Source organism: Evtepia sp. (assembly GCF_056797215.1).
Window position 1 is genome coordinate 1 of the sequence record NZ_JBQILM010000033.1, and the last position, 21,111, is coordinate 21,111.

The 21,111-nt window shown below is 62.2% G+C and carries 22 protein-coding genes; 17 read left to right on the forward strand and 5 right to left on the reverse strand.

The window, feature by feature from the left end:
• Positions 1-136 precede the first annotated feature (136 nt).
• The 5 genes from ACTOZL_RS08140 to ACTOZL_RS08160 form a co-directional block, all read right to left on the reverse strand.
• The gene (locus tag ACTOZL_RS08140; protein WP_482477789.1) at positions 137-1,222 is read right to left on the reverse strand and encodes a GerAB/ArcD/ProY family transporter; all 1,086 of its coding nucleotides are present in this window, start codon (positions 1,220-1,222) and stop codon (positions 137-139) included.
• A 36-nt stretch (positions 1,223-1,258) separates the two neighbouring features.
• The gene (locus ACTOZL_RS08145) at positions 1,259-2,281 is read right to left on the reverse strand and encodes a Ger(x)C family spore germination C-terminal domain-containing protein (protein ID WP_482477791.1); all 1,023 of its coding nucleotides are present in this window, start codon (positions 2,279-2,281) and stop codon (positions 1,259-1,261) included.
• Between the two features lie 5 nt (positions 2,282-2,286).
• Positions 2,287-3,804, reverse strand: a complete 1,518-nt coding sequence (locus tag ACTOZL_RS08150; RefSeq protein ID WP_482477792.1) for a spore germination protein — start codon at positions 3,802-3,804, stop codon at positions 2,287-2,289.
• Between the two features lie 123 nt (positions 3,805-3,927).
• Complete coding sequence (locus ACTOZL_RS08155) at positions 3,928-4,386, reverse strand: hypothetical protein (protein WP_482477793.1); 459 nt, start codon at positions 4,384-4,386, stop codon at positions 3,928-3,930.
• A complete protein-coding gene (locus ACTOZL_RS08160; RefSeq protein ID WP_482477794.1) occupies positions 4,338-4,547 on the reverse strand; it encodes a hypothetical protein in 210 nt (69 codons plus the stop codon). Before ACTOZL_RS08160 ends, ACTOZL_RS08155 begins: the two co-directional genes overlap by 49 nt.
• Before the next feature lie 172 nt (positions 4,548-4,719).
• On the opposite strand from ACTOZL_RS08160, the gene ACTOZL_RS08165 reads away from it, so the two are divergent.
• The 17 genes from ACTOZL_RS08165 to ACTOZL_RS08245 form a co-directional block, all read left to right on the forward strand.
• A complete protein-coding gene (locus ACTOZL_RS08165; RefSeq protein WP_482477795.1) occupies positions 4,720-5,547 on the forward strand; it encodes a ParB/RepB/Spo0J family partition protein in 828 nt (275 codons plus the stop codon).
• Between the two features lie 153 nt (positions 5,548-5,700).
• The gene (locus ACTOZL_RS08170) at positions 5,701-6,489 is read left to right on the forward strand and encodes a ParA family protein (protein WP_482477796.1); all 789 of its coding nucleotides are present in this window, start codon (positions 5,701-5,703) and stop codon (positions 6,487-6,489) included.
• A 17-nt stretch (positions 6,490-6,506) separates the two neighbouring features.
• On the forward strand, positions 6,507-7,367 hold the full coding sequence (locus ACTOZL_RS08175) for a ParB/RepB/Spo0J family partition protein (RefSeq protein WP_482477797.1): 861 nt from the start codon (positions 6,507-6,509) through the stop codon (positions 7,365-7,367).
• Complete coding sequence (locus ACTOZL_RS08180; RefSeq protein WP_482477798.1) at positions 7,364-7,831, forward strand: hypothetical protein; 468 nt, start codon at positions 7,364-7,366, stop codon at positions 7,829-7,831. Before ACTOZL_RS08175 ends, ACTOZL_RS08180 begins: the two co-directional genes overlap by 4 nt.
• Before the next feature lie 60 nt (positions 7,832-7,891).
• On the forward strand, positions 7,892-9,181 hold the full coding sequence (serS, locus tag ACTOZL_RS08185; RefSeq protein ID WP_482477799.1) for a serine--tRNA ligase: 1,290 nt from the start codon (positions 7,892-7,894) through the stop codon (positions 9,179-9,181).
• Position 9,182: 1 nt separating this feature from the next.
• Entirely contained in the window at positions 9,183-9,377 is a 195-nt protein-coding gene (locus ACTOZL_RS08190; protein ID WP_482477800.1) for a hypothetical protein, read from the forward strand.
• 10 nt (positions 9,378-9,387) lie between these two features.
• A complete protein-coding gene (gene rsmG / locus ACTOZL_RS08195; RefSeq protein ID WP_482477801.1) occupies positions 9,388-10,101 on the forward strand; it encodes a 16S rRNA (guanine(527)-N(7))-methyltransferase RsmG in 714 nt (237 codons plus the stop codon).
• Positions 10,102-10,220: 119 nt separating this feature from the next.
• Positions 10,221-10,964: a nucleotide-binding protein gene (locus ACTOZL_RS08200; RefSeq protein ID WP_482477803.1), complete on the forward strand. Its 744-nt coding sequence runs from the start codon at positions 10,221-10,223 to the stop codon at positions 10,962-10,964.
• Positions 10,965-11,024: 60 nt separating this feature from the next.
• Positions 11,025-11,441, forward strand: coding sequence for a methylglyoxal synthase (locus ACTOZL_RS08205; protein WP_482477805.1), 417 nt, complete (start codon positions 11,025-11,027; stop codon positions 11,439-11,441).
• A gap of 121 nt (positions 11,442-11,562) precedes the next feature.
• A complete protein-coding gene (hisS, locus tag ACTOZL_RS08210; protein WP_482477806.1) occupies positions 11,563-12,933 on the forward strand; it encodes a histidine--tRNA ligase in 1,371 nt (456 codons plus the stop codon).
• A gap of 263 nt (positions 12,934-13,196) precedes the next feature.
• Entirely contained in the window at positions 13,197-13,886 is a 690-nt protein-coding gene (locus ACTOZL_RS08215) for a hypothetical protein (protein WP_482477808.1), read from the forward strand.
• Positions 13,887-13,917: 31 nt separating this feature from the next.
• Positions 13,918-15,711, forward strand: a complete 1,794-nt coding sequence (gene aspS, locus ACTOZL_RS08220) for an aspartate--tRNA ligase (RefSeq protein WP_482477809.1) — start codon at positions 13,918-13,920, stop codon at positions 15,709-15,711.
• Positions 15,712-16,640: 929 nt separating this feature from the next.
• A complete protein-coding gene (dtd, locus tag ACTOZL_RS08225) occupies positions 16,641-17,084 on the forward strand; it encodes a D-aminoacyl-tRNA deacylase (protein ID WP_482477818.1) in 444 nt (147 codons plus the stop codon).
• 61 nt (positions 17,085-17,145) lie between these two features.
• Entirely contained in the window at positions 17,146-17,763 is a 618-nt protein-coding gene (locus ACTOZL_RS08230) for an MBL fold metallo-hydrolase (protein ID WP_482477811.1), read from the forward strand.
• The gene (gene hemZ, locus ACTOZL_RS08235; protein WP_482477814.1) at positions 17,760-19,232 is read left to right on the forward strand and encodes a coproporphyrinogen dehydrogenase HemZ; all 1,473 of its coding nucleotides are present in this window, start codon (positions 17,760-17,762) and stop codon (positions 19,230-19,232) included. The genes ACTOZL_RS08230 and hemZ overlap by 4 nt, the downstream gene beginning before the upstream one ends.
• 75 nt (positions 19,233-19,307) lie before the next feature.
• The gene (locus tag ACTOZL_RS08240) at positions 19,308-20,258 is read left to right on the forward strand and encodes a uridine kinase family protein (protein WP_482477815.1); all 951 of its coding nucleotides are present in this window, start codon (positions 19,308-19,310) and stop codon (positions 20,256-20,258) included.
• Between the two features lie 173 nt (positions 20,259-20,431).
• A partial coding sequence (locus ACTOZL_RS08245) for a P-loop NTPase (RefSeq protein ID WP_482477816.1) occupies positions 20,432-21,111 on the forward strand: 680 nt, incomplete at its 3' end.

Consider the following 21,111-nt stretch of genomic DNA (forward strand, 5'->3'; position numbering starts at 1 on the left):
TCGCCCGTGTCAGCTCAGCTATTATATCACAGCTTTCGGAGCTTGTCAAGAACTTTTTTCATCTTTTTCAAGTTCTTTTTCTCGCTCACCCGCTCTCCGGGACCGCCGCTCGCGACAGCTTTGATAGAATACCACTCTATCCCTCATTTGTCAAGGGCTTTTTTGAAGTTTTTTCATTTTTTCTCGAAAAAGCTAGAATGAGGAGGATTCCTGCCCCAAAGGCCAGGTTGCCCCAGGGTAGGATAGGGCTGTGCATCACACTATTCCAGAAAGCCGTAGCCAGGGCCCCCAGGAATACCAGGGCCGTCAGGCTCCATCCCATAGCCTGCCCCTCCTTACACCCACTGGCCTGGGCCAGCAGGCGGCGCAGGCTCAGCAGCAGCAGGCCGAGCAGGGCCTCATCCCCCAGCACCCACAGGGCGGAGGCCAGCTCCTCTAATCGCTGGAACGCCCCCTGGAAGCCCAGCCCCGACACCATTTGGAAAAAGGGCCGGTCAATCTCCCCGGTGAGGGCGGGGCCAAAGCGGCCCAGCACCAGCAGCACCGCCGCTGCCACCAGGAGGAACAGCGCCCCCAGGGCCAGCCGCCCCCGCCAGCCGCTGCCCTCCTCCTCCCGCACATCTCCTATTATAAATAGTGCGTAGGTCCCCAGGGCCAGGGTGCCCAGGGTGGTGAGGGCCCCGCTGGGCACTTGCCCCAGCTCTCCTATTGTAAATAGGAGTACATAGCCCCAGCGCAGGCGAAAGATGCCAAAGAGCAGGATCATGGCAAAGCCAAAGCCCACCGCCAGGGCGAACACCTCGCAGGCCCGGGCAAAGGCAGGCAGGCCCCGGGCGGTCATCCACCCCGCCAGGAGCAGCACCGCCCCAGTGAGCAGGATGGGCGAGGCCCGGAGGGAATCTGCCAGGCGCCCCCCCAGGCGGCTGGCGTGGGCGGTGAGAAGGAAGAGGCCCCAGAGGAAAAACAGGGCCGCCAAGGTCCGGGCGGGGAGCTTCCCCCAGCGCTGGGCCATCTGCTGCCCCAGGTCTCCATTTCCCAAAAATTTCCTTTTCAGGAGCAGCAGGGCCAGGAGCATGGCCACCGCCCCCGCCAGCAGGGGGCAGAGCCAGGCGGCGCTGCCCGCCCCTTGGAGGCGGTTGGGAAGGAGCTCCGTGGCCAGGGGCAGGAGGGCCAGGAGGAGGATGGTGCGCAGTTGCCGGTAGGATATCTTATGGTCGTGCATGGGTAGGCCTCCTTGCAGTGTTTCCGTTTGGGTGGTTCAGTACCGCTCCGCCATGGTCACCCCCACCTCTACCTGATACTTCAAGCCGGGGAAGGCAGCCTCCCACTGTTGGTGTACGGTGGTCCACTGGGCAGGGCGGCGGAGGGTGGCTTGGCGGTCAATCCCGGCGCCGTCGCTGCCTGCAAACTGCATACAGCGCAGGGCTTCCTTCATGGCCTGGGCAGTCTCCTGCTCCAATTGCTGGGTGTCCGCCGCCTCCCAGCCCCCGGCGGCCACCCCTTCCAGCTGGCAGCGCAGGACCAGTCCCGTCAGCTTGCCCTCTTCCAGCACAGGGGCCACCCGGCAGCCCCGGCTTTGGAGCAGCACCGCCTGGTCCCCTGCCGAGGCAGTCCAGTGGATGCGTTGGCCTTGGAGCAGGGCCGCCCCCAAGGCGGCGTTGCCGGTGAGCCAGCCGGTGAAGCGACCCTCCCCATAGAGGGCATAGCCCCAGAAGTATAAGCCCTCCTCCCCAGACGCTAAGGCGGGGATCAGCAGGGCCCGGCCCTCTGCCAGGGCGGCGGCGGCCTCCCGGAGGGTCAGGGGTTCAAAGCCCTGGCGGTCCTGGCCTGCGGCTTTCAGTACGTTCATCCGCTGGGCGGGGTCTGCCGCCGGGGTAAAGGTCTCCTTTAGGCCCTTGCCGCGCACCACCCAGAGCTGGGTCTCCGTGCTCTGCTCCGGCTGCTGGAAGGCGTAGCTCAACAGCTCCGGCAAAAGGGTGGGGCTGTCCTCCCCCAGGAGCAGGTGCTCCACATGGGCGCTGTTCACCACCTGGCGGCCCTGGTCGATGAGGGCCTCCACGGCGGCGGCAGGGGTGGCCCCCTGGCCGTGGAACATCTGGGCGTCCTCGTCCCCCCGGCCCTCGGTGGCGGCGTAGAGGGTGAGCTTCCCCCCGGCCCCCTCCGCCCCCAGGAGGCTCACCACGGCGTTGCTGCCGCTCTCCCGGCTCTGGGGGGTCCCGGCGCAGCCGCTGAGGCAGCCCAGCAGGCAGCCCAGCAGGAGAACCACCAACATCCGTCTCATCTTCCTCACCCCTGTCTCCTGATATTCCTGGTGTGGAGGGCCTGCTCCCGGAACTTTACCCAGGGGCGGGGCCAGCGGACGACCCCATGCCCCGCCTTCCGCTCCCCACCGGAGGCGGCAAAGGGGGTCAGGTAGGGCACCCCAAAGCTCTCCAACTGAGCCAGACGGCTCACCAGCACCGCCGCTGCCGCCACCACGGCGAACAATCCCCCCAAGCTGGCGGCGATGGCAAAGAGGAAGCGCCACAGGCGCAGGGCGGTGGAAAACTCCTGGTTGGGCACGGTATACCCGGCGATGCCCGCAATGGCCACCACAATGAGCACCACCGGGGAGACAATCTGGGCCTCCACCGCCGCGCTGCCCACCACCAGGCCCCCTAAAATGGATACCGTCTGGCCGATGGGCCCGGGGAGGCGCAGCCCTGCCTCCTGAATCACTTCAAAGGCCAGGAGCATAATGATGACCTCAAATACGGTAGAAAAGGGCACGTTGGCCTTGGCCTCGGAGATGGACCAGGCCAGGCGGGCGGGGAGCATCTCCGGGTGGAAGTTCACCGCGGCCACGTACACTGCCGGGAGGAAGAGGGAGCCCAGCATACAGAAATACCGCAGGATGGACAGGCAGGAGGCGGCAATCCAGTTTTGGGAGCGGTCCTGGCCGGTGGTGAAGAACTGCCCCACGGTGCCTGGCAGCAGGTAGCCCAGGGGGATGCCGTCCACAATCACCCCCACCCTGCCCTCCACCAGCCCGGCGCAGAAGCGGTCCGGACGCTCGGTGTAGGCAATCATGGGGAAGGGGGTGTCCACTTCGTCCACAATCTGCTCCTCTAGCCCGGCGGTCTCCAAGAGCTCGTCGGTGTCGATGGCCTCAATGCGCCGCGTCACCTCCGCCACCAGGGCGGGGTCGGTGATGCCCTGGATGGAGAGGATGTCCACTGGGGTGATGCTCTGGCGGCCCACGATCACCTCGGCAATCTTCAGCTCCGGGGCCCGGAGGCGGCGGCGGACCAGGGAGGTGTTGGTGCGCACGGACTCCACAAAGCCGTCCTTGGCGCCCTTGATGGCGGGCTCATTCTCCGGGGGGCTCACGGAGCGTTTTTCCTCGGTGGGCACAGCATAGGCCACCATCCGCCCGTCCCCGGGGAAGTCCAGCACCACGCTGCCGTCCACCAGGGCGAATACCGCCTCATCCAAGGTGGTGCAGAGGGTGACGCTCTGGCTGTAGACGATGCCCTCCAGGAGCATACGCACCGCGGCCTCCGGGAGGGCATCCCGTAAAAGCTCACTGGTGGCCAGGGGGCGCAGGACGTAATCGTTCAAACGCTCGGTGCGGATTTGCCCGGCAATGCCAAAGGCGGCGCACTTCTTTTCCGGGTCCCCGCCAATGAGGACCTCCCGCTCCTGGAAGTCGGCGCAGCCCTCAAATACCGTGCGGATGCCCTCCCCACTGAGGGCCCCGGGGTAGCGGGGCTCCCGGCGGGGATGGGGCGGAGCCCCGTGCTCCTTGGGTCCAAGCCAGTCCATGGGCAGACCCCCCTTTCCTTTCATTCTCCCAGGTAGTATGGCCGGGCTGGGGACGGATATACCCGTCAGGAACGGAGCTGTAAAAGAAAAACGCCAACTGCCTTGAACAGCTGGCGTTTTTTGTCATTGTTTTTTCAGCAAGTCCCGATAGCCTTGCCGCTCCTTTTCTGGAATGTCCAGGAGCGCCATAGCCTGCTCCTCTGATAGGTCCATATTTTTCATCAAGCTCTGGATGGAGGACAAAACACCCTTTGTCACACCTTTGGCCACACCCTTACGCATCACACCTTCACTCAGATTACACATAGACGACACCTCCTCATCCAGTTTCTGCGTCATTGGGATGTCATACTCATCCTCTAAGAGTTTCTTTTTGTCTGTCACACTGGTTTCGTTGGAGAACAACACATCCAGCATCTTCAATACGCCCTGGTAGTTCTCCCCCTCTGGCTTGCCCAGACAGAGCATGACAACGGACAGTAGGTCGTAGTCTTTCACAGGTTCTGTGGATTCCCCCACCAAATGCTCTTCCACTAAGCGGTAGCGGTTGATGGTGTTCTCTTTGCGTTTGGGCGGGTCCATACAGACTCCCGGACATTGCAGTCCCGATACTCTTCCAAACAGGACTTCATAATCCACGCCAGGATAAACTTCTCCGACAGCACCCGTTTACAAGCCGCGTCGTACCGGGCATTGGTATCCGCCCCATACAGCCCTTGGGCCATGGTTGTCTCTGTATCCATGGGCCTCACCTTCTTTTTTTATTATTGTACCACAGCTCCCCGGCAGCGTCCACTGTTTTTCCTCCCCAGGCCTGTGCATGGGCGGAAAACTTGAGGGCCTCGACAGCATTAAGGGGGATTCCCCCGGCGGACGTGGTAAAATTTGCCCAACAAAAGAGAGGAGGCTCCCATCATGCCGGTCCTATACAAACGAGGTCTATTGGAAAACACCCGTGTCACCATGCTCTCCCCAGATGTCATCGCCCCCAACCCCGACCAGCCCCGGCGCACCTTCGACCCCAACGGGCTGGCGGAGCTGGCGGACAGCATCCGCGTCCACGGCATCCTGCAGCCCCTGGCCGTCCGCCGCCTGGGGGGCGGACGCTACGAGCTCATCGCCGGGGAGCGCCGCCTCCGGGCCGCCCTGCTGTGCGGCCTCAGTGAGGTCCCCTGCCTGGTCCTCTCCGCCGACCGCACCAACTCCTGCCTCCTCTCCCTCATTGAGAACATCCAGCGCCGGGACCTGGATTTCTGGGAGGAGGCCAAGGCCCTGGAACGGCTGATCTCTGTCTATGGCCTGTCCCAGGAGGAGGCCGCCACCAAGGTGGGGAAATCCCAGTCGGCGGTGGCCAACAAGCTGCGGCTGCTGCGGCTGCCGGAGGCCGCCCTAGAGCTGCTGCGGAAAAACGGCGGCACCGAACGCCACGGCCGCGCCCTCCTCCGCCTGCCCACCCCGGAGGCCCAGATGGCCGCCGCGGAGCGCATCGTCCAGGAGCATTGGACGGTGGCCCGGACGGAACAGTATGTGGAGGACCAGCTCAAAGCCCAGGAGGCCCAGACCCAGGACAAGCCCAACCGCCGCCCCCTGTTCATCCGGGACGTGCGCTTTTTCCTCAACACCGTGGACCACGGCCTCACCGTGATGCGCTCCGCCGGGGTGGACGCCCAGTGCAGCCGGGAGGAGGCGGGGGACCACATCCTCCTGACCATCCGCATTCCAAAAGGAAACCCTGCAAAATAACCCCACGCCCTCCGGATGTTTCACGTGAAACATCCATCTTTTTTTACGCAAGTTCTATGGAAAACCTTGCAAATGCTAGGCCAGGGCGGTATAATGAACCCCTATCCATATCCCACCGCCGCATCCGGCGGATGATTCCAGGAGGGGACCCCTATGGCCAAGTCCATTGCCTTTGTCAACCAAAAGGGCGGCGTTGGAAAAACCACCAGCTGCGTCAATCTCGCCTCCTGCCTCCGGGCCGCCGGGGCCCGGGTGCTGGTGTGCGACTTCGACCCCCAGGGCAACGCCACCTCCGGCCTGGGGGTGGACAAGGTGGCCGCCTTCCCCACAGTCTATGAGGCCATCATCGGCAGCACCCCCGCCGCCAACGCGGTGGTGAACACCCCCTATGGGGACATCCTCCCCGCCAACAAGGCCCTGGCTGGGGCCACGGTGGAGATGATCAACCTGGAAAAGCGGGAGTTCCTCCTCCGGGACGCCCTGGCCCCCCTGGGGGAGGCCTACGACTTCATCCTCATCGACTGCCCCCCCTCCCTGGAAATGCTCACCCTAAACTGCCTGTGCGCCGCGGACAGCATCCTCATCCCCGTCCAGTGCGAGTACTACGCCTTGGAGGGGCTCAGCGATTTGATCTCCACCATCCGCATCGTCAAGGGGCGGCTGAACCCCGCCATCGACATTGAGGGCGTCCTGCTCACCATGTACGACGGCCGCACCAACCTCTCCCTCCAAGTGGCGGAGCAGGTGAAGCGCCACTTCCCCGGCCAGGTGTTCTCCACGGTGATCCCCCGGAACGTCCGCCTCTCCGAGGCCCCCAGCCACGGCAAGCCGGTGAACGCCTACGACTACTCCTCCCGGGGGTCCCTGGCCTACCGGCAGCTGGCGGAGGAATTTTTGGAGCGCAACCCCATCCCCACATCCACCAACGAAACAACATCTTGAAAGGCATGTGATACGATATGGCCTTGGGCAAAGGCTTAGACGCGCTGCTGGGGGACGTGAGCCTGCACACCCAGGAGGGCGGCTCTGTCTCCCTCCCCATCTCCCAGGTGGAACCAGGGCTGAACCAGCCCCGGAAGCACTTCGACGAGGAGGCCCTGGCGGAGCTGGCGGCGTCCATTGAACAACACGGGGTCCTGCAGCCCCTCACCGTCCGGCGGCTCTCGTCGGGCTACTATCAGATCATCGCCGGGGAGCGCCGCTGGCGGGCCGCCCGGATGGCGGGCCTCCACGAGGTCCCCGCCCTGATCATCGAGGCCGACGACCGGAAGGTCATGGAAATCGGCCTCATTGAAAACCTCCAGCGGGAGGACTTGAACCCCATGGAGGAGGCCGCCGGGTTCCAGACCTTGATCCGGGACTTCGGCCTCACCCAGGAGGAGGCCGCCCAGCGGGTGAGCAAATCCCGCCCGGCGGTGGCCAACGCCCTGCGCCTGCTGGGCCTGCCCCAGGAAATCCAGTGGTCCATTGAGCAGGGCACCCTCTCCGCCGGCCACGGACGGGCCCTGCTGCCCCTCCCCTCCCCAGAGGCCCAGATGGCCCTGGCGGAGGAAATCCAGAAGAAAAGGCTCTCCGTCCGGGAGACCGAGGAGCGGGTGAAGCGGCTGCTCCAAGGGGAGAAACCCAAGGAGGAGGCCCCCCTTGCCATCTACTACCAGGAGGCGGAGCGGCAGCTCACCAACCGCCTGGGCCGCCGGGTGACCATCGCCCAGGGGCGGAAAAAGGGCAAGCTCACCTTGGAATACTACGACAAGGAGGACTTGGAGGCCCTTATGGACGCCCTAAAAAAATTGAAAACAGGAAGGGAGGCCCCCCAATGAGCCATGAAGTGACCCCGCCGGAAAACAAACCCAGCAAGCTCCGGGCCAAACGGGTGACCCGCTACTTGCTGGTGCTCTTCGCCGCCGCCTTCCTGCTGCTGCTGGTGTCCTTCCTGATGCAGCAGCGCAACCACCAGGTGCTGGTGAAGCTCAATGACTCCATAACCTCCGCCCAGGAGGACTTGAAAACCGCCAACGGGCAGCTCCAACTAAAGCTGGGGGACCTGGAAGACCAGGTGACGGCCTTGGAAGGCCAGGTGGAGGCCGCCCAGCGGGAGATGGAGGCGGTGGAATGGCTGCGGCAGCTGGAAACCGCCCTGCGCAGCTCCCACGTCAGCGCCAAGGAGCTGCTGGCCCAGTTCCAGGACAGCGGCCTGGTGGAGGCCCTGCCGGACAGCTCCCCTGTGGAGGGGGCCCCCTCCCCCCAGGAGAGCTATGAGGCCCTCTGCCGGATTTTAGGCTAACGCACAACATGTTTCACGTGAAACATTTGATAGAAACCACAGCAGGAAAGGTATGAGATTATGTTAGACATCAAGCGCATGAAAGAGGACCCTGAGCGGATCAAGGCCGCCCTGAAGAAGAAGGAAGTGGACTGCGACAAAGAGATTGACCGCATCCTGGAGCTGGACAAGGAGCGCCGGGACATCATCTTCACCACAGAACAGATGAAGGCGGAGCAAAATAAAGTCTCCAAGACCATCCCCCAGCTGAAAAAGGCCGGGGAGGACACGGAGCCGGTGTTCAAGCGCATGGCGGAGCTCAAGGCTGTCATCGCCGCCAACGACGAAAAGCTGCGCCGGGTGGACGCGGAGTTCCACGCCATGATGCTGGCCCTGCCCAACCTCCCCGACGACGACTTGAAGGGCGGGGGCAAGGAGAACAACGAACCCCTGCGCTACTTCGGGGAGCCCATCACCTTTGACTTCCCCGCCAAGCACCACGTGGACCTGTGTACCGACCTGGGGCTCATCGACTACCCCCGGGGGGTGAAGCTGGCGGGCTCCGGCTTTTGGATGTACACCGGCCTGGGGGCCCAGCTGGAATGGGCCCTGCTGAGCTACTTCATCGACAGCCACCTGGCCGACGGCTACCAGTTCATCCTGCCCCCCTACATGCTGGAATACCAGTGCGGGGAGACGGCGGGGCAGTTCCCCAAATTCGCCGACGAGGTCTTTAAGATCCAGAACCCCACCGACGGCCGCTCCCACTATATGCTCCCCACAGCGGAGGCCGCCCTGGCCAGCTTGTACCGGGATGAAATCCTCTCCGAGGCGGACTTGCCCAAAAAGCTCTTTGCCTGCACCCCCTGCTTCCGCCGGGAGGCCGGGTCCGCCCGGGCGGAGGAGCGGGGCATGGTCCGGGGCCACCAGTTCAACAAGGTGGAGATGTTCCAGTTCACCCGCCCGGAGGACTCCGACGCCGCCTTTGAAGAGCTGGTCACCAAGGCGGAAAACCTGGTGAAGGGCCTGGGCTTCCACTTCCGCACGGTAAAGCTGGCCGCCGGGGACTGCTCCGCCTCCATGGCCCGGACCTACGACATTGAGATTATGATCCCCTCCATGAGCGGGTACAAAGAGGTCTCCTCTGTCTCCAACGCCCGGGACTACCAGTGCCGCCGGGGCAACGCCCGCTTCCGCCGGGAGAGCACAGGGAAGCCGGAGCTGATGCACAGCCTCAACGGTTCCGGCCTGGCCACCAGCCGCATCTTCCCCGCCCTGGTGGAGCAAAACCAGCTCCCCGACGGCAGCGTGAAGGTGCCGGAGGTGCTGCAAAAGTACCTGGGCGGCCTGGAAGTCATCAGCAAGCGCTGAGATGAGAGGAAACACGATGAACGAGAACCCCAAGCGGGAACAGGACAAGCCAGAGTCCACCCCCCAGCAGCCCCCAGAGCACAGGCCCTACAGCCGCAAGGCCCGGGTCCTGGCTTGGATCGGCGTGGCCTTCATGGTCTTTCTGGTGATTATGTATACCTACTCCCTGGCCTCGGGAAAAATCATGGAAATTTGAGAGGTGCCCCATGTCCCCTGAACTAACCGAAACCCTGGCAGCAGGGCTCACCGCCCTGGGCCTCTCCCCTGCCCCCGCCGCCCTGGACCAGCTGGGCCGTTACTGCGACCTGCTGTTGGAAAAAAACCAGGTGATGAACCTCACCGCCGTCACGGAACCGGCGGAGGTGGTGCGGCGGCACTTCCTGGACAGCGCCGCCCTCCTCCCCACCCGGGCCCTCCAAGGGAAGGCCGTGGTGGACGTGGGCACCGGGGCAGGCTTCCCCGGCCTGGTGCTGGCCATCCTGGACCCCAGCGCCCACATCACCCTCCTGGACAGCCAGGGCAAGCGCCTGGACTGGCTGGCAGAGGTGGTGGGAGAACTGGGCCTGGACAACGTCACCATCCTCCAAGGCCGGGCGGAGGAATTGGGCCTGGACAAGGAGCAGCGGGAGCGCTATGACACGGCGGTGTCCCGGGCGGTGGCGGCCCTGCCGGTGCTGGCGGAGCTGTGCCTGCCCCTGGTGAAACCCGGGGGGCTGTTCCTGGCCATGAAGAGCAACAAGACCGACGAGGAAATTGAGGCGGCGGCGCCCATCATTCAAACATTGGGGGGCGAACCCCCCTTCGTTATGGACTACCGCCTGCCGGGCAGCGAGACCTACCAGCGCATCGTCACCGTCTTGAAGGCCCGTCCCACACCCCCCGGCTACCCCCGGCGGTGGAGTAAAATCAAGAACGGCTGAACCCTGGCCCCACCCCTGGGAACAGGCGGGGGTTCGGCCAAGGTATTCGTGCCCTTTGCACAAAACGTGGTTGCATTGTATCCGAAAATATGGTACAATGGAGCAGAAGTATCGGAGGAATGGCCGTGGGCGAAACAATCGTCATCACATCTGGAAAAGGCGGCACCGGGAAGACCACCCTCACCGCCGGTCTGGGGGCCGCCCTGGCCCGGCTGGGGCAGCGGGTGCTGTGTGTGGACTGCGACGTGGGCCTGCGCAACCTGGACCTGTCCCTGGGCATGGCGGACGCCGCCCTGATGGATTTCAGCGACGTGTTGGCGGGGCGCTGCTCCTTGGAGCGGGCCGCGGCCGTTCATCCCAAGGTGGAAAACCTGTTTCTCCTCACCGCACCCCTGAGCCTGCCAGAGGCCTTGGCAGAGCTGGGGCCCTTCCTGGGGCTCCTGGACCAGGCCCGGCAGCACTACGACACCATCCTCCTAGACTCCCCCGCAGGCCTGGGGCCGGGCTTCCGGCTGGCCGCGGGGGGGGCGGACCGGGGGGTGGTGGTGACCCTCAGCGACCCCGCCAGCCTGCGGGATGCCCAACGGGTGGTGCTCCAGCTCTCCCAGTTGGAGCGGGTCCAGCTGGTGGTGAACCGGGTGCAGGGCAAGCTGCTGCGCCGCCTGGGGGCCACCATCGACGACGCCATGGACGCCGCGGGCCTGCCCCTGCTGGGGCTGGTGCCGGAGGACGTGGAGGTGGTGCTCTCGGCAGGGGCCGGGCGCCTGGTGGCAACCAACGGCCCCCGCAGTGCAGGGGCGGCGTTCCGCAACATCGCCCTGCGGTTGACGGGACAGGAAACACCATTGATGAAACTGCGTTGAGCAGAAGGTTTTTTTGTGGGCTTCCGGGCTCCGGAGGCAAGCTGAAAGGATGATCCCAGAATGAATATTGCGCTAATGAGTCACGACAACAAGAAGGAACTGATGGTGCAGTTTTGCATCGCTTACTGCGGCGTGCTGTCCAAGCACACCGTGTGCGCCACCAACAGCACAGGCCGCCTGGTGGCCAAGGCCACAGGCCTGCCGGTGCGGCTGTTCCTCTCCCACGCCCACGGGGGCAGCCAGCAGATCGGGGCCCGGATCGCTTACAATGAGATCGACATGGTGTTCTTCTTCTCCGACCCCCAGAGCGGGGAGCTGGACGAGGACATGAAGTATATCAACCAGATGTGCGACCAGTACAACATCCCCTTCGCCACCAACGCCGCCACGGCAGAAATCCTCATCCACGGCCTGGAACGGGGGGACCTGGACTGGCGGGAGCTGGTGAACCCGTCCATTAAGCCTGTCACCGTGTGAGAAAACCCGGCCTATGGCCCATTTATGATGTACTTTTTTTCGCCCCTTTTTCTTCCCCGCCGGAGGAAAAAGGGGCATAAAAGAATGGAAAGAGAAATGGAAAAAGAAAGGAACGCCTTTTATGGATCGAATCAAGCCCCGGACCCTGTCCGGTTTCATGGAGCTGCTCCCCCCTGCCCAGGTCCAGTTTGAGGAAATGCTCTCCCGGCTCCGGGAGACCTATAGCCGCTACGGCTTCACCCCCCTGGACACCCCGGCCATCGAGTCCTCGGACATCCTCCTGGCCAAGGGCGGCGGGGAGACGGAAAAGCAGATCTACCGCTTCACCAAGGGGGACAGCGACCTGTCCCTGCGCTTTGACCTCACCGTCCCCCTGGCCAAATACGTGGCCCTGCACTACAACGACCTGGCCTTCCCCTTCCGCCGCTACCAGATCGGCAAGGTCTACCGGGGGGAACGGGCCCAGCGGGGGCGGTTCCGGGAGTTCTACCAGTGCGACATCGACGTCATCGGCGACGGCAAGCTGGACATCTCCAACGAGGCGGAGATCCCCGCCATCATCTACCAGGCCTTTACCTCCCTGGGGCTGGAACGCTTCCGCATCCGGGTGAACAACCGCAAGCTCCTCACAGGCTTTTATACCATGCTGGGCCTGGCGGAGCAGTCAGGGGAGATTATGCGCACCGTGGACAAGCTGGATAAGATCGGGGCGGAGAAGGTCCAGGCGCTGCTGACAGAGGGGGGCATCCCCCAGGAGGCCGCCGGGGAGATTTTGCGCTTCATCGCCATCACCGGGGACAACGCCGCCGTCCTCTCCGCCCTGGAGGGCTACCGGGGACGGGACCCCATCTTCGACGAGGGCTTGGAGGAATTGACCCTGGTGACCAAGCTGCTCCCCGCCTTTGGGGTGCCAGAGGACCACTTCGCCGTGGACCTGACCATCGCCCGGGGGCTGGACTACTACACCGGCACCGTGTACGAGACGGTGATGCTGGACCACCCGGAAATTGGCTCCATCTGCTCCGGGGGGCGCTATGACGATTTGGCGGGGTACTATACCGACAAAAAGCTCCCCGGCGTGGGCATCTCCATCGGCCTTACCCGGCTGTTCTACGTGCTGGGGGAACAGGGCTACTTGAATGCAGAGCTGCCCACCGCCCCAGCCCAGGTGCTGGTGCTGCCCATGACCACAGACCTACAGCCTGCCATCGCCTTTGCCACCCGCCTGCGCCAGGCGGGGATACGCACCCAGGTGTATGCCGAACAGAAGAAGTTCAAGGCAAAGATGAGCTATGCCGACAAGCTGGGCATCCCCTATGTGGCCTTCCTGGGAGAGGATGAGCTGGCCCAAGGGCTGGTGGCGGTAAAGGACATGGCCACCGGCACCCAGGAGAGCCTAACCCCAGAGGAAGCCACCCAGCGTATCCAAACCGCCCTGGCGGAGCGGGAAGGTGGAAAGCCCATCCGGGAGAAGAAGGAGGGGGCGGAATGAAGCACCCCAGAGTAAAGCTGATCCTCTATATCGTGGTGCTGGCGGTGGCGCTGCTGCTGTTCCGGTACTTTACGGGGCAGTAAAAAATCCCTATTGACAAGCCACAGAAAGCTGCATATAATAAGAACGAAAGTAGCGATACTTTCCTTTTAGACCGACAAGGTCGCATATTCCCAATTGATTTAGGTCGGCAAGACCACCCAGGCTATGCTTGGTTAAGGCCATGGAGTTTTCTATGGCCTTTTTTTATTCGGAGCGACATTATGAAAAAATATATCAAATCGCTGACCGCACTGAATACCTTGACCTTGAACAACCCCAACCAAGACGAAATCAACCGCTATGCGGAATCCGATCTCTTTTGGGCCGCAAACAAAAACAAACCCATTCCCAACAGGCAGGTAAGGAAAGGCAATATTTATCAGTTCGAGTTCGGCAAGAACTATATCCCAGAAATGTCTTATGAGCACAGGGGTCTTGTCATCGGTGTGTCGGGAAAATTACTGTATGTCCTTCCTATCTGCTCCTACAACAACAGGATCGACGCCCACAGAAACGCCTACCACCCCAAGGATAACCCAGAAAGCAAAAGCAATTTCTTTCTCCTCAAAGGAGAGGATTTCCCCTTTTTGTCCCATGATTCCGTCTTGAAATTGAATGACCTGAGAAGCGTGAGTTTCTTACGTATCAAATATAAACAGGACAATGGTTATATCGACCCTCATTCCGAAACCTACCAGGCCATTGAATGGCTGGTTTTCACAAAGTATTTTTTCAACTATTCCTACGCTTATCACAAGCTACAGGAGGAAAACCAAGCGTTAAACGCCAAATTGTCCCAATGTCAGGAAACTCTCACCCATCAAAGGGAAACCCTCCGGGACAAGCTCTCCGCTTACGAATTTGACCCGGAAAGTTGGGCCTACATCAAACACATATTAGACACAGAGTGATCTCTATATAGAAACTTGGAGGAACACACTTATGGACAACCTACAAAACTTCCGCCGCACGGACTACTGCGGCACCCTACGCCAAGAGGACATCGGCCGCACCATCTCCGTATGCGGCTGGGTCCAGCGTCGCCGGGACCTGGGCGGCCTGCTCTTCATCGACCTGCGGGACCGCACCGGCCTCCTACAGCTGGCCTTTGACGACAGCACCCCCCGTCCCCTCTTTGAAAAGGCCGAGAGCCTCCGGGGGGAATACGTCATCGCCGCCACCGGCACCGTCCGGGAACGGGAGTCCAAAAACCCCGACCTCCCCACAGGTTTTGTGGAAATCCAGGTCACAGAGCTGCGCCTCCTGGCTAAGGCGGAAACACCGCCCTTTGAGATTGTGGAAAACTCCGACGTAAAGGACGCGGTACGTCTGAAATACCGCTACCTGGACCTGCGCCGCCCGGATATGCAGCGCACCCTTGCCCTGCGCCACAAGATCGTCAAAATCTGCCGGGACTACTTCGATGAGCAGGGCTTTTTGGAGATTGAAACCCCCATCCTCACCAAGTCCACCCCCGAAGGGGCCCGGGACTATCTGGTGCCCTCCCGGGTCCACCCTGGGAAGTTTTACGCCCTGCCCCAGTCTCCACAACAGTATAAGCAATTGTTGATGCTCTCGGGCTTCGACCGCTATTTCCAAATCGCCCGCTGCTTCCGGGACGAGGACCTCCGGGCGGACCGCCAGCCGGAGTTCACCCAGATTGACCTTGAGATGTCCTTCCTGGACGAGGAGCAGATCCAGACCATCCAGGAGGGCTTCCTAAAGCGGGTGTTCCGGGAGGTCTTGGACGTGGAGGTCCAAACCCCCTTCCAGCGCATGCCCTGGCGGGAGGCCATGGACCGCTTCGGCTCTGACAAGCCCGACCTGCGCTTTGGCTTTGAGCTCAAGGACATCAGCGACATTGTGAAACACTGCGGCTTTGGGGTGTTCTCCGGTGCCATCGAGGCCGGGGGCACTGTGCGCCTTATCAACCTGGACGGCCACGCCGCCGACTTCCCCCGGAAGAAGATTGACAAGCTGGGGGACTTTGTGAAAACCTACCAGGCCAAGGGCCTGGCCTGGGCCCGGATGCTGGACGGCAAGGTGACCTCCTCTTATCAAAAGTTCCTCACTGATGAGGAGAACGCCGCCATTTTGGAGCGTGCCGGGGCCAAGGACGGGGACCTGGTGCTCATCGTAGGGGACGCCAAGGAAGAGGTGGTGTTTGCCGCCCTAGGGGCCCTGCGGGTGGAGTGCGCCAAGCAGCTGGGCCTGCTGGACCCCAAGGACTTCCGTTTCCTGTGGGTGACGCAGTTCCCCATGTTCGAGTGGTCTGAGGAGGAGGGCCGCTACCAGGCCATGCACCATCCCTTCACCGCCCCCATGGCTGAGGACGAGGACAAGCTTCTCACAGACAAGAAAAACTGCCGGGCCCGGGCCTATGACATTGTGTTGAATGGCACCGAGCTGGGGGGTGGCTCCATCCGTATCAATACACCGGAGCTGCAAACCAAGGCCTTTGAGGCATTGGGGCTGGCTCAGGAGGACATCCAGGAGCGTTTCGGGCACCTGGTGAATGCCTTCCAGTACGGCGCACCCCCCCACGGCGGCCTGGCCTACGGCCTGGACCGGCTGGTAATGCTCATGACCGGGGCCACCTCCATCCGGGACGTGATCGCCTTCCCCAAGGTACAGAACGCCTCCGACCTGATGATGGACTGCCCGGACGTGGTAGACGACAAGCAGTTGGACGACCTGTCCATTGCCGTAACCCGGCAGGAGGACAGCGAAGAATAACCGCCTGATTCCATGGCAGCTTTGCAACAGCACAAAGGGGCTGTATCCACACAGTAGGTGGATACAGCCCCTTTTGCGGCGGTTTTTTCTTGCCTTTCCTGTCGAACCGTGGTAAACTACAAGGGCTACGGCGAAAGGATCACGTCAAAGGCGGTTGGCCCCCATTACATATAGGGGGGTTAAATCACTTCCTTCGATTTGCCCCCTGGAAAGGGGGAAGGGCTATGACCATTATCATCCATATCTCTAGCATCACGGATGTGTGTCAGATCGCTCTTGTTGTTCTCAACCTGCTTGCCTTTGTGCATACAGTGCGGAATGACCGGAGAAAAGAGAAGTAGCCGCCTAGGCTGCCACCAGACGGCTACTATAGCAGAAATAAATTAGTCGATGGGCCAGCCGCTGACCGGCCCCTCTAGCTGTAGTATATACGCTGCCGCCCCCTTCTGTCAAGAGGGGGGCGGCGGTTTTTTCTTGCCTTTCCTGTCGAACCATGGTAAACTACAAGGGCTACAGCGAAAGGATCACGTCAAAGGCGGTTGGCCCCCATTACATATAGGGGGTTAAATCACTTCCTTCGATTTGCCCCCTGGAAAGGGGGAGGAGCTATGACCATTCTCATCCATATTTCCAGCATCACGGATGTGTGTCAGATCGCTCTTGTTGTTCTCAACCTGCTTGCCTTTGTGCATACAGTGCGGAATGACCGGAGAAAAGAGAAGTAGCCGCCCGGCGGCCACCAGACGGCTACTGCAAAAAAACTAGCTTAATGGGCCAGCCGCTGACCGGCCCCTCTAGCTGTAGTATATACGCTGCCGCTCCCTCTGTCAAGAGGGGGCGGCGGTTTTTTCTTGGATTGATTGACGGCTTTTGCCTGCCATGCTATAATACCTTCGTATGAAATCCATGAGATAAAGGAGGGTCCCATGATGCGCGCAGTGGTGACCAGAGTATCCTCCGCCAAGGTGGAGATCGACGGGGCGGTTACTGGGGAGATCGGCACCGGCTTCCTGGTTTTGCTGGGCATCGCCCCCACGGATACCCCCGCCCAGGCGGAGAAATTGGCAGATAAAATTTGCGGCCTGCGGGTTTTTTCCGACCAAGCGGGCAAGATGAACTTAAACCTAGAGGCCGTGGGCGGGGCGCTGCTGGTGGTGTCCCAATTCACCCTCTATGCGGATATCAAAAGCCGCCGCCCAGGCTTCACCGGGGCGGCCAAGCCCGATGTGGCCATCCCCCTGTATGAGCACTTCTTAAAAACCTGCCAGGACAAGGGCTTCTCCGTGGCCCACGGCAGCTTTGGGGCGGATATGGCCGTCAGCTCCGTCAACGACGGGCCCGTCACCATCTGGATGGATACGGATACCATGTGAATACCATGTGAATCGAACCACATCAACGAGACCGGAAAGGCTAGGAAAAGAAGGGAACTTTATGTTACAGATCAAGCGTATGCCCGTGGGGCAAATCGGCACCAACTGCTACCTATTGGAGGACACCGACACCAAGCAATGCGCCGTCATCGACCCCGGTGACCAGAGCGGCGACATCGCCCGGGAGATGGAACAGGCTGGCTGCACCCCCGCCATGCTCCTAATCACCCACGGCCACTTCGACCACGTGTTGGGGGTCCCCGGCCTGCTGGAACGCTACCCCGGCCTGCCGGTGTATGTCCACGAAAAAGAAGTCAACTGGCAGGGCAAGGGGGACCAATACATGCTCCTGGCCCCGGTGGAGGGCATCCATACCGTCAGCGATGGGGACAGCATCCCCTTCGGCCAGGCGGAAATCCAAGTCCTCCACACCCCCGGCCACTCCCCCGGTTCCCTGACCTTCCAGGTGGGGGACGTGCTCTTCTGCGGCGACACCCTCTTTGCCGGCTCCTGCGGCCGCACGGACTTCGTGGGAGGGAGCTTTGGGGTGATTTTACAATCCCTCAAGCGCCTGGCAAACCTGGAAGGGAACCTGCGGGTGTGCCCCGGCCATGAGGGCACCTCCGACCTGGACACAGAGCGCTCCCGCAACCCCTTTGTCCGCCAGGCCCTGCAATGAAGCTCTACTTCTCCGGCCACCAGGAGACCTACGCCGTGGAGCAAACCCTCCTGACCCTCTTCCCCCAGGAGCGGCCCAGCTATCCCAGCACCCCCCCGGGGGGGGACAACGAGTTGGAGCTCTCCTTCTCCCAGCGCCCCGTGTGGTGCACCGCCACGGCGGTGCTGCGCCGGGGGGGCGAGACCTATATCCGCCGCTGCCGGGTGCGCCGCAGTGAGCTGCCCCAGGAGGACCCAGTGGCCACCACCCGGCTCATCCGCCGCACCCTACAGCGGGCCTTTTATCTGGCGGCGGTGGACTGCCTGGAAACCGAACCCCCCTGGGGCCTCCTCTCCGGGGTGCGCCCGGTGAAGCTGCCCACCAGGGCCTTGGAGGCCGGGGCCACCCCCCAGGAGGCGGAACGGCAGCTGCGCACCCTCTACCGGGTCTCCCCCGCCCGCCGCCAGCTGGCCATGGACTGCGCCCAGGAGAGCTTGCGGGTGAAGCAGTCCCTGCACCCCCAGGAGCTGTCCCTCTATGTGGGCATCCCCTTTTGCCCCACCCGCTGTGCCTACTGCTCCTTCATTTCCAGCTCCGGCTCCGCCAACAAGCTCATCCCCCAATACCTGGATGGCCTGCTGGAAGAAATCCAAGCCGCCGGGGAGGCCGTGGCCCAGCAGGCCGGGCGGGTACGCTCCATCTATCTAGGCGGCGGCACCCCCACCACCCTCTCCCCTGCCCAGCTGCAACAGCTCCTGGAGGCCATCCGCAAGCACTTCCCTCGCATCCCAGGGGCGGAGTTCACCGTGGAGGCCGGGCGGCCAGACAGCATCACCCAGGAAAAGCTGGACGTCCTCCGGGAGGCCGGGGTGGACCGGGTCTCCGTCAACCCCCAGACCATGTCCGACAGCGTGCTGGCAGCCATTGGCCGCAGCCACTGTGCCCAGGACGTGCGCAGCGCCTACCGTCTGGCCCGGGACACCGGCTTTGACGTGGTGAACATGGACCTCATCGCCGGCCTGCCCACAGATACCCCAGAGGGCTTCCGGGCCACCTTGGAGGAGGTGTTGGAGCTGGCCCCGGAGAACATCACCGTCCACACCCTGTCCCTGAAACGGGGGGCAGAGCGGAGCTGGCAGGCCCAGGACCTGCCAGACGGCCCCGCCGTGGCGGGGATGCTGGACTACGCCTGGCCTACCCTCCGGGCCCGGGGCTACCGGCCCTACTACCTCTACCGGCAAAAATTCATGTCCGGCGCCCTGGAAAACGTGGGCTGGTGCCGCCCGGGCTACGCCAGCGTGTACAACATCTGCATGATGGAGGAGCTCCACCCCGTCCTGGCCCTGGGGGCCGGGGGCATCACCAAGCAGGTGGGGGACGGCAAGGTGAAGCGGCTGGGCAACCCAAAATATCCCCAGGAATACCTCCGGGCGCTGCCGCGTATCCTGGAAGAAAAACGCGCTTGGAAGCTGGGCCTAGGGGCACAATAGCCAAAAGCCCCAGTGTGGCGCACCCAGCTTCCCATTCCCCATACCATCCATACAGAGAAAGGGAGGACCGAGCAAATGTATAGAGTACAACCCACCTACCAGCTACAGGAGATCAACCGCCAGATTGACCAGGACGTCAAGGGGTTTTTGGAGTCCTGCGACGCCGCCTACGATGAGAAAATCTGCAAGGCCGTGGAGGTCATCTTGGACAACCTGGCCCACAGCCCCATTGTGCTGCTCTCCGGCCCCTCCGGCTCCGGCAAGACCACCACCGCCATGAAAATTGAGGAGGAGCTCAACCGCCGGGGGGTGAACACCCACACCATCTCCATGGACAACTATTTCAAGACCCTGGACCTGAAAACCTGCCCCCGGACGGCAGACGGCTTGGTGGACTTTGAGTCCCCCTTGTGCATGGACATGGACCTGCTCCACACCCACTTCACCAAGCTCTCCAAGGGGGAGACCATTTTGGTGCCCAAATTCGAGTTCGCCCGGCAGATGCGCAACGACCACCTGGGCACCCCCCTAAAGCTGGGGAAGAGCGAGGTGGCCATTTTCGAGGGCATCCACGCCCTCAACGACGACTGTGCCGGACGCTATCCCCAGGCCGCTTGCCTGTACATCTCCGCCCGCTCCAACATCCTAGAGGGGGAGGAGCTGCGCTTCAAGGGCACCTGGATGCGCTTGGCCCGGCGGGCAGTGCGGGACTACAACTTCCGGGGCACCGGGGTGGACGAGACCATGGACATGTGGAGCAACGTGCGCCGGGGGGAAAAGCTGTACATCTCCCCCTTCAAAAAGCGGGCCAGCTACATGTTTGATTCCTCCATCCCCTACGAGGTCTCGGTGATGAAGCACTACGCCATGCCTCTGATGCAGGCGGTCCCCCAGGAGAATGAGCGGCGGCGGGAGCTGTTGGAGCTGATTAAGGGTTTTGAATACTTCCATCCCATTGACCCGGAGCTGGTGCCGCCGGCTTCTTTGATTCGGGAGTTTATCGGTGGGGGGAGTTATGAGTATTAAGTTTTGTTTTGACGAATGATCGTTGGGCTTCGCCCAAACCCAGCAGGGGCGCTGCCCCTGCACCCTGCCAGAGGCGCTGCCTCTGGACTCCGCCACCTTTTGAAAAAGGTGGACGAAAACTTTATGCTGTGTTTTTCTGAAGCGTCAGCTAACACAAGAAAGGAAAGATTATCATGTCCGAAGAATGCACCCACGATTGCAGCACCTGCGGTTCCAGCTGCGAGCACGTAGATGAAAAAGACCTCATCGCACCTCTGAACAAATACTCCACCATCAAGCACGTCTTTGCCGTTATGTCCGGCAAGGGCGGTGTGGGCAAGAGCTCCATCACCGCCTGCTTGGCCACTGCCCTGTCCCAGAAGGGCTACCAGGTGGGGGTTATGGACGCGGATATCACCGGCCCCTCCATCCCCACCGCCTTTGGCATCCATGGCCGCGCCATGGGGGATGGGGAGAGCATCTTCCCGGAAATCACCGCCGGGGGGGTGAAGGTGATCTCCCTGAACCTGTTATTGGAAAACCCCGGCGACCCGGTGATCTGGCGGGGCAGTCTGCTGGCAGGGGTGGTAAAGCAGTTCTGGTCTGACGTGCGCTGGGGCGAGCTGGACTACCTGCTCATCGACATGCCCCCCGGCACCGGTGACGTACCCCTGACGGTGTTCCAGTCCATCCCTGTGGACGGCATCCTGGTGGTGACCTCTCCCCAGGACCTGGTATCCCTCATCGTCACCAAGGCGGTACGCATGGCGGACATGATGCACAAGCCCATCCTGGGCCTCATTGAGAACTACAGCTATTTCCAGTGCCCCAACTGCGGGGAGCGCCACAGCATTTTTGGTGAAAGCAAGCTGGA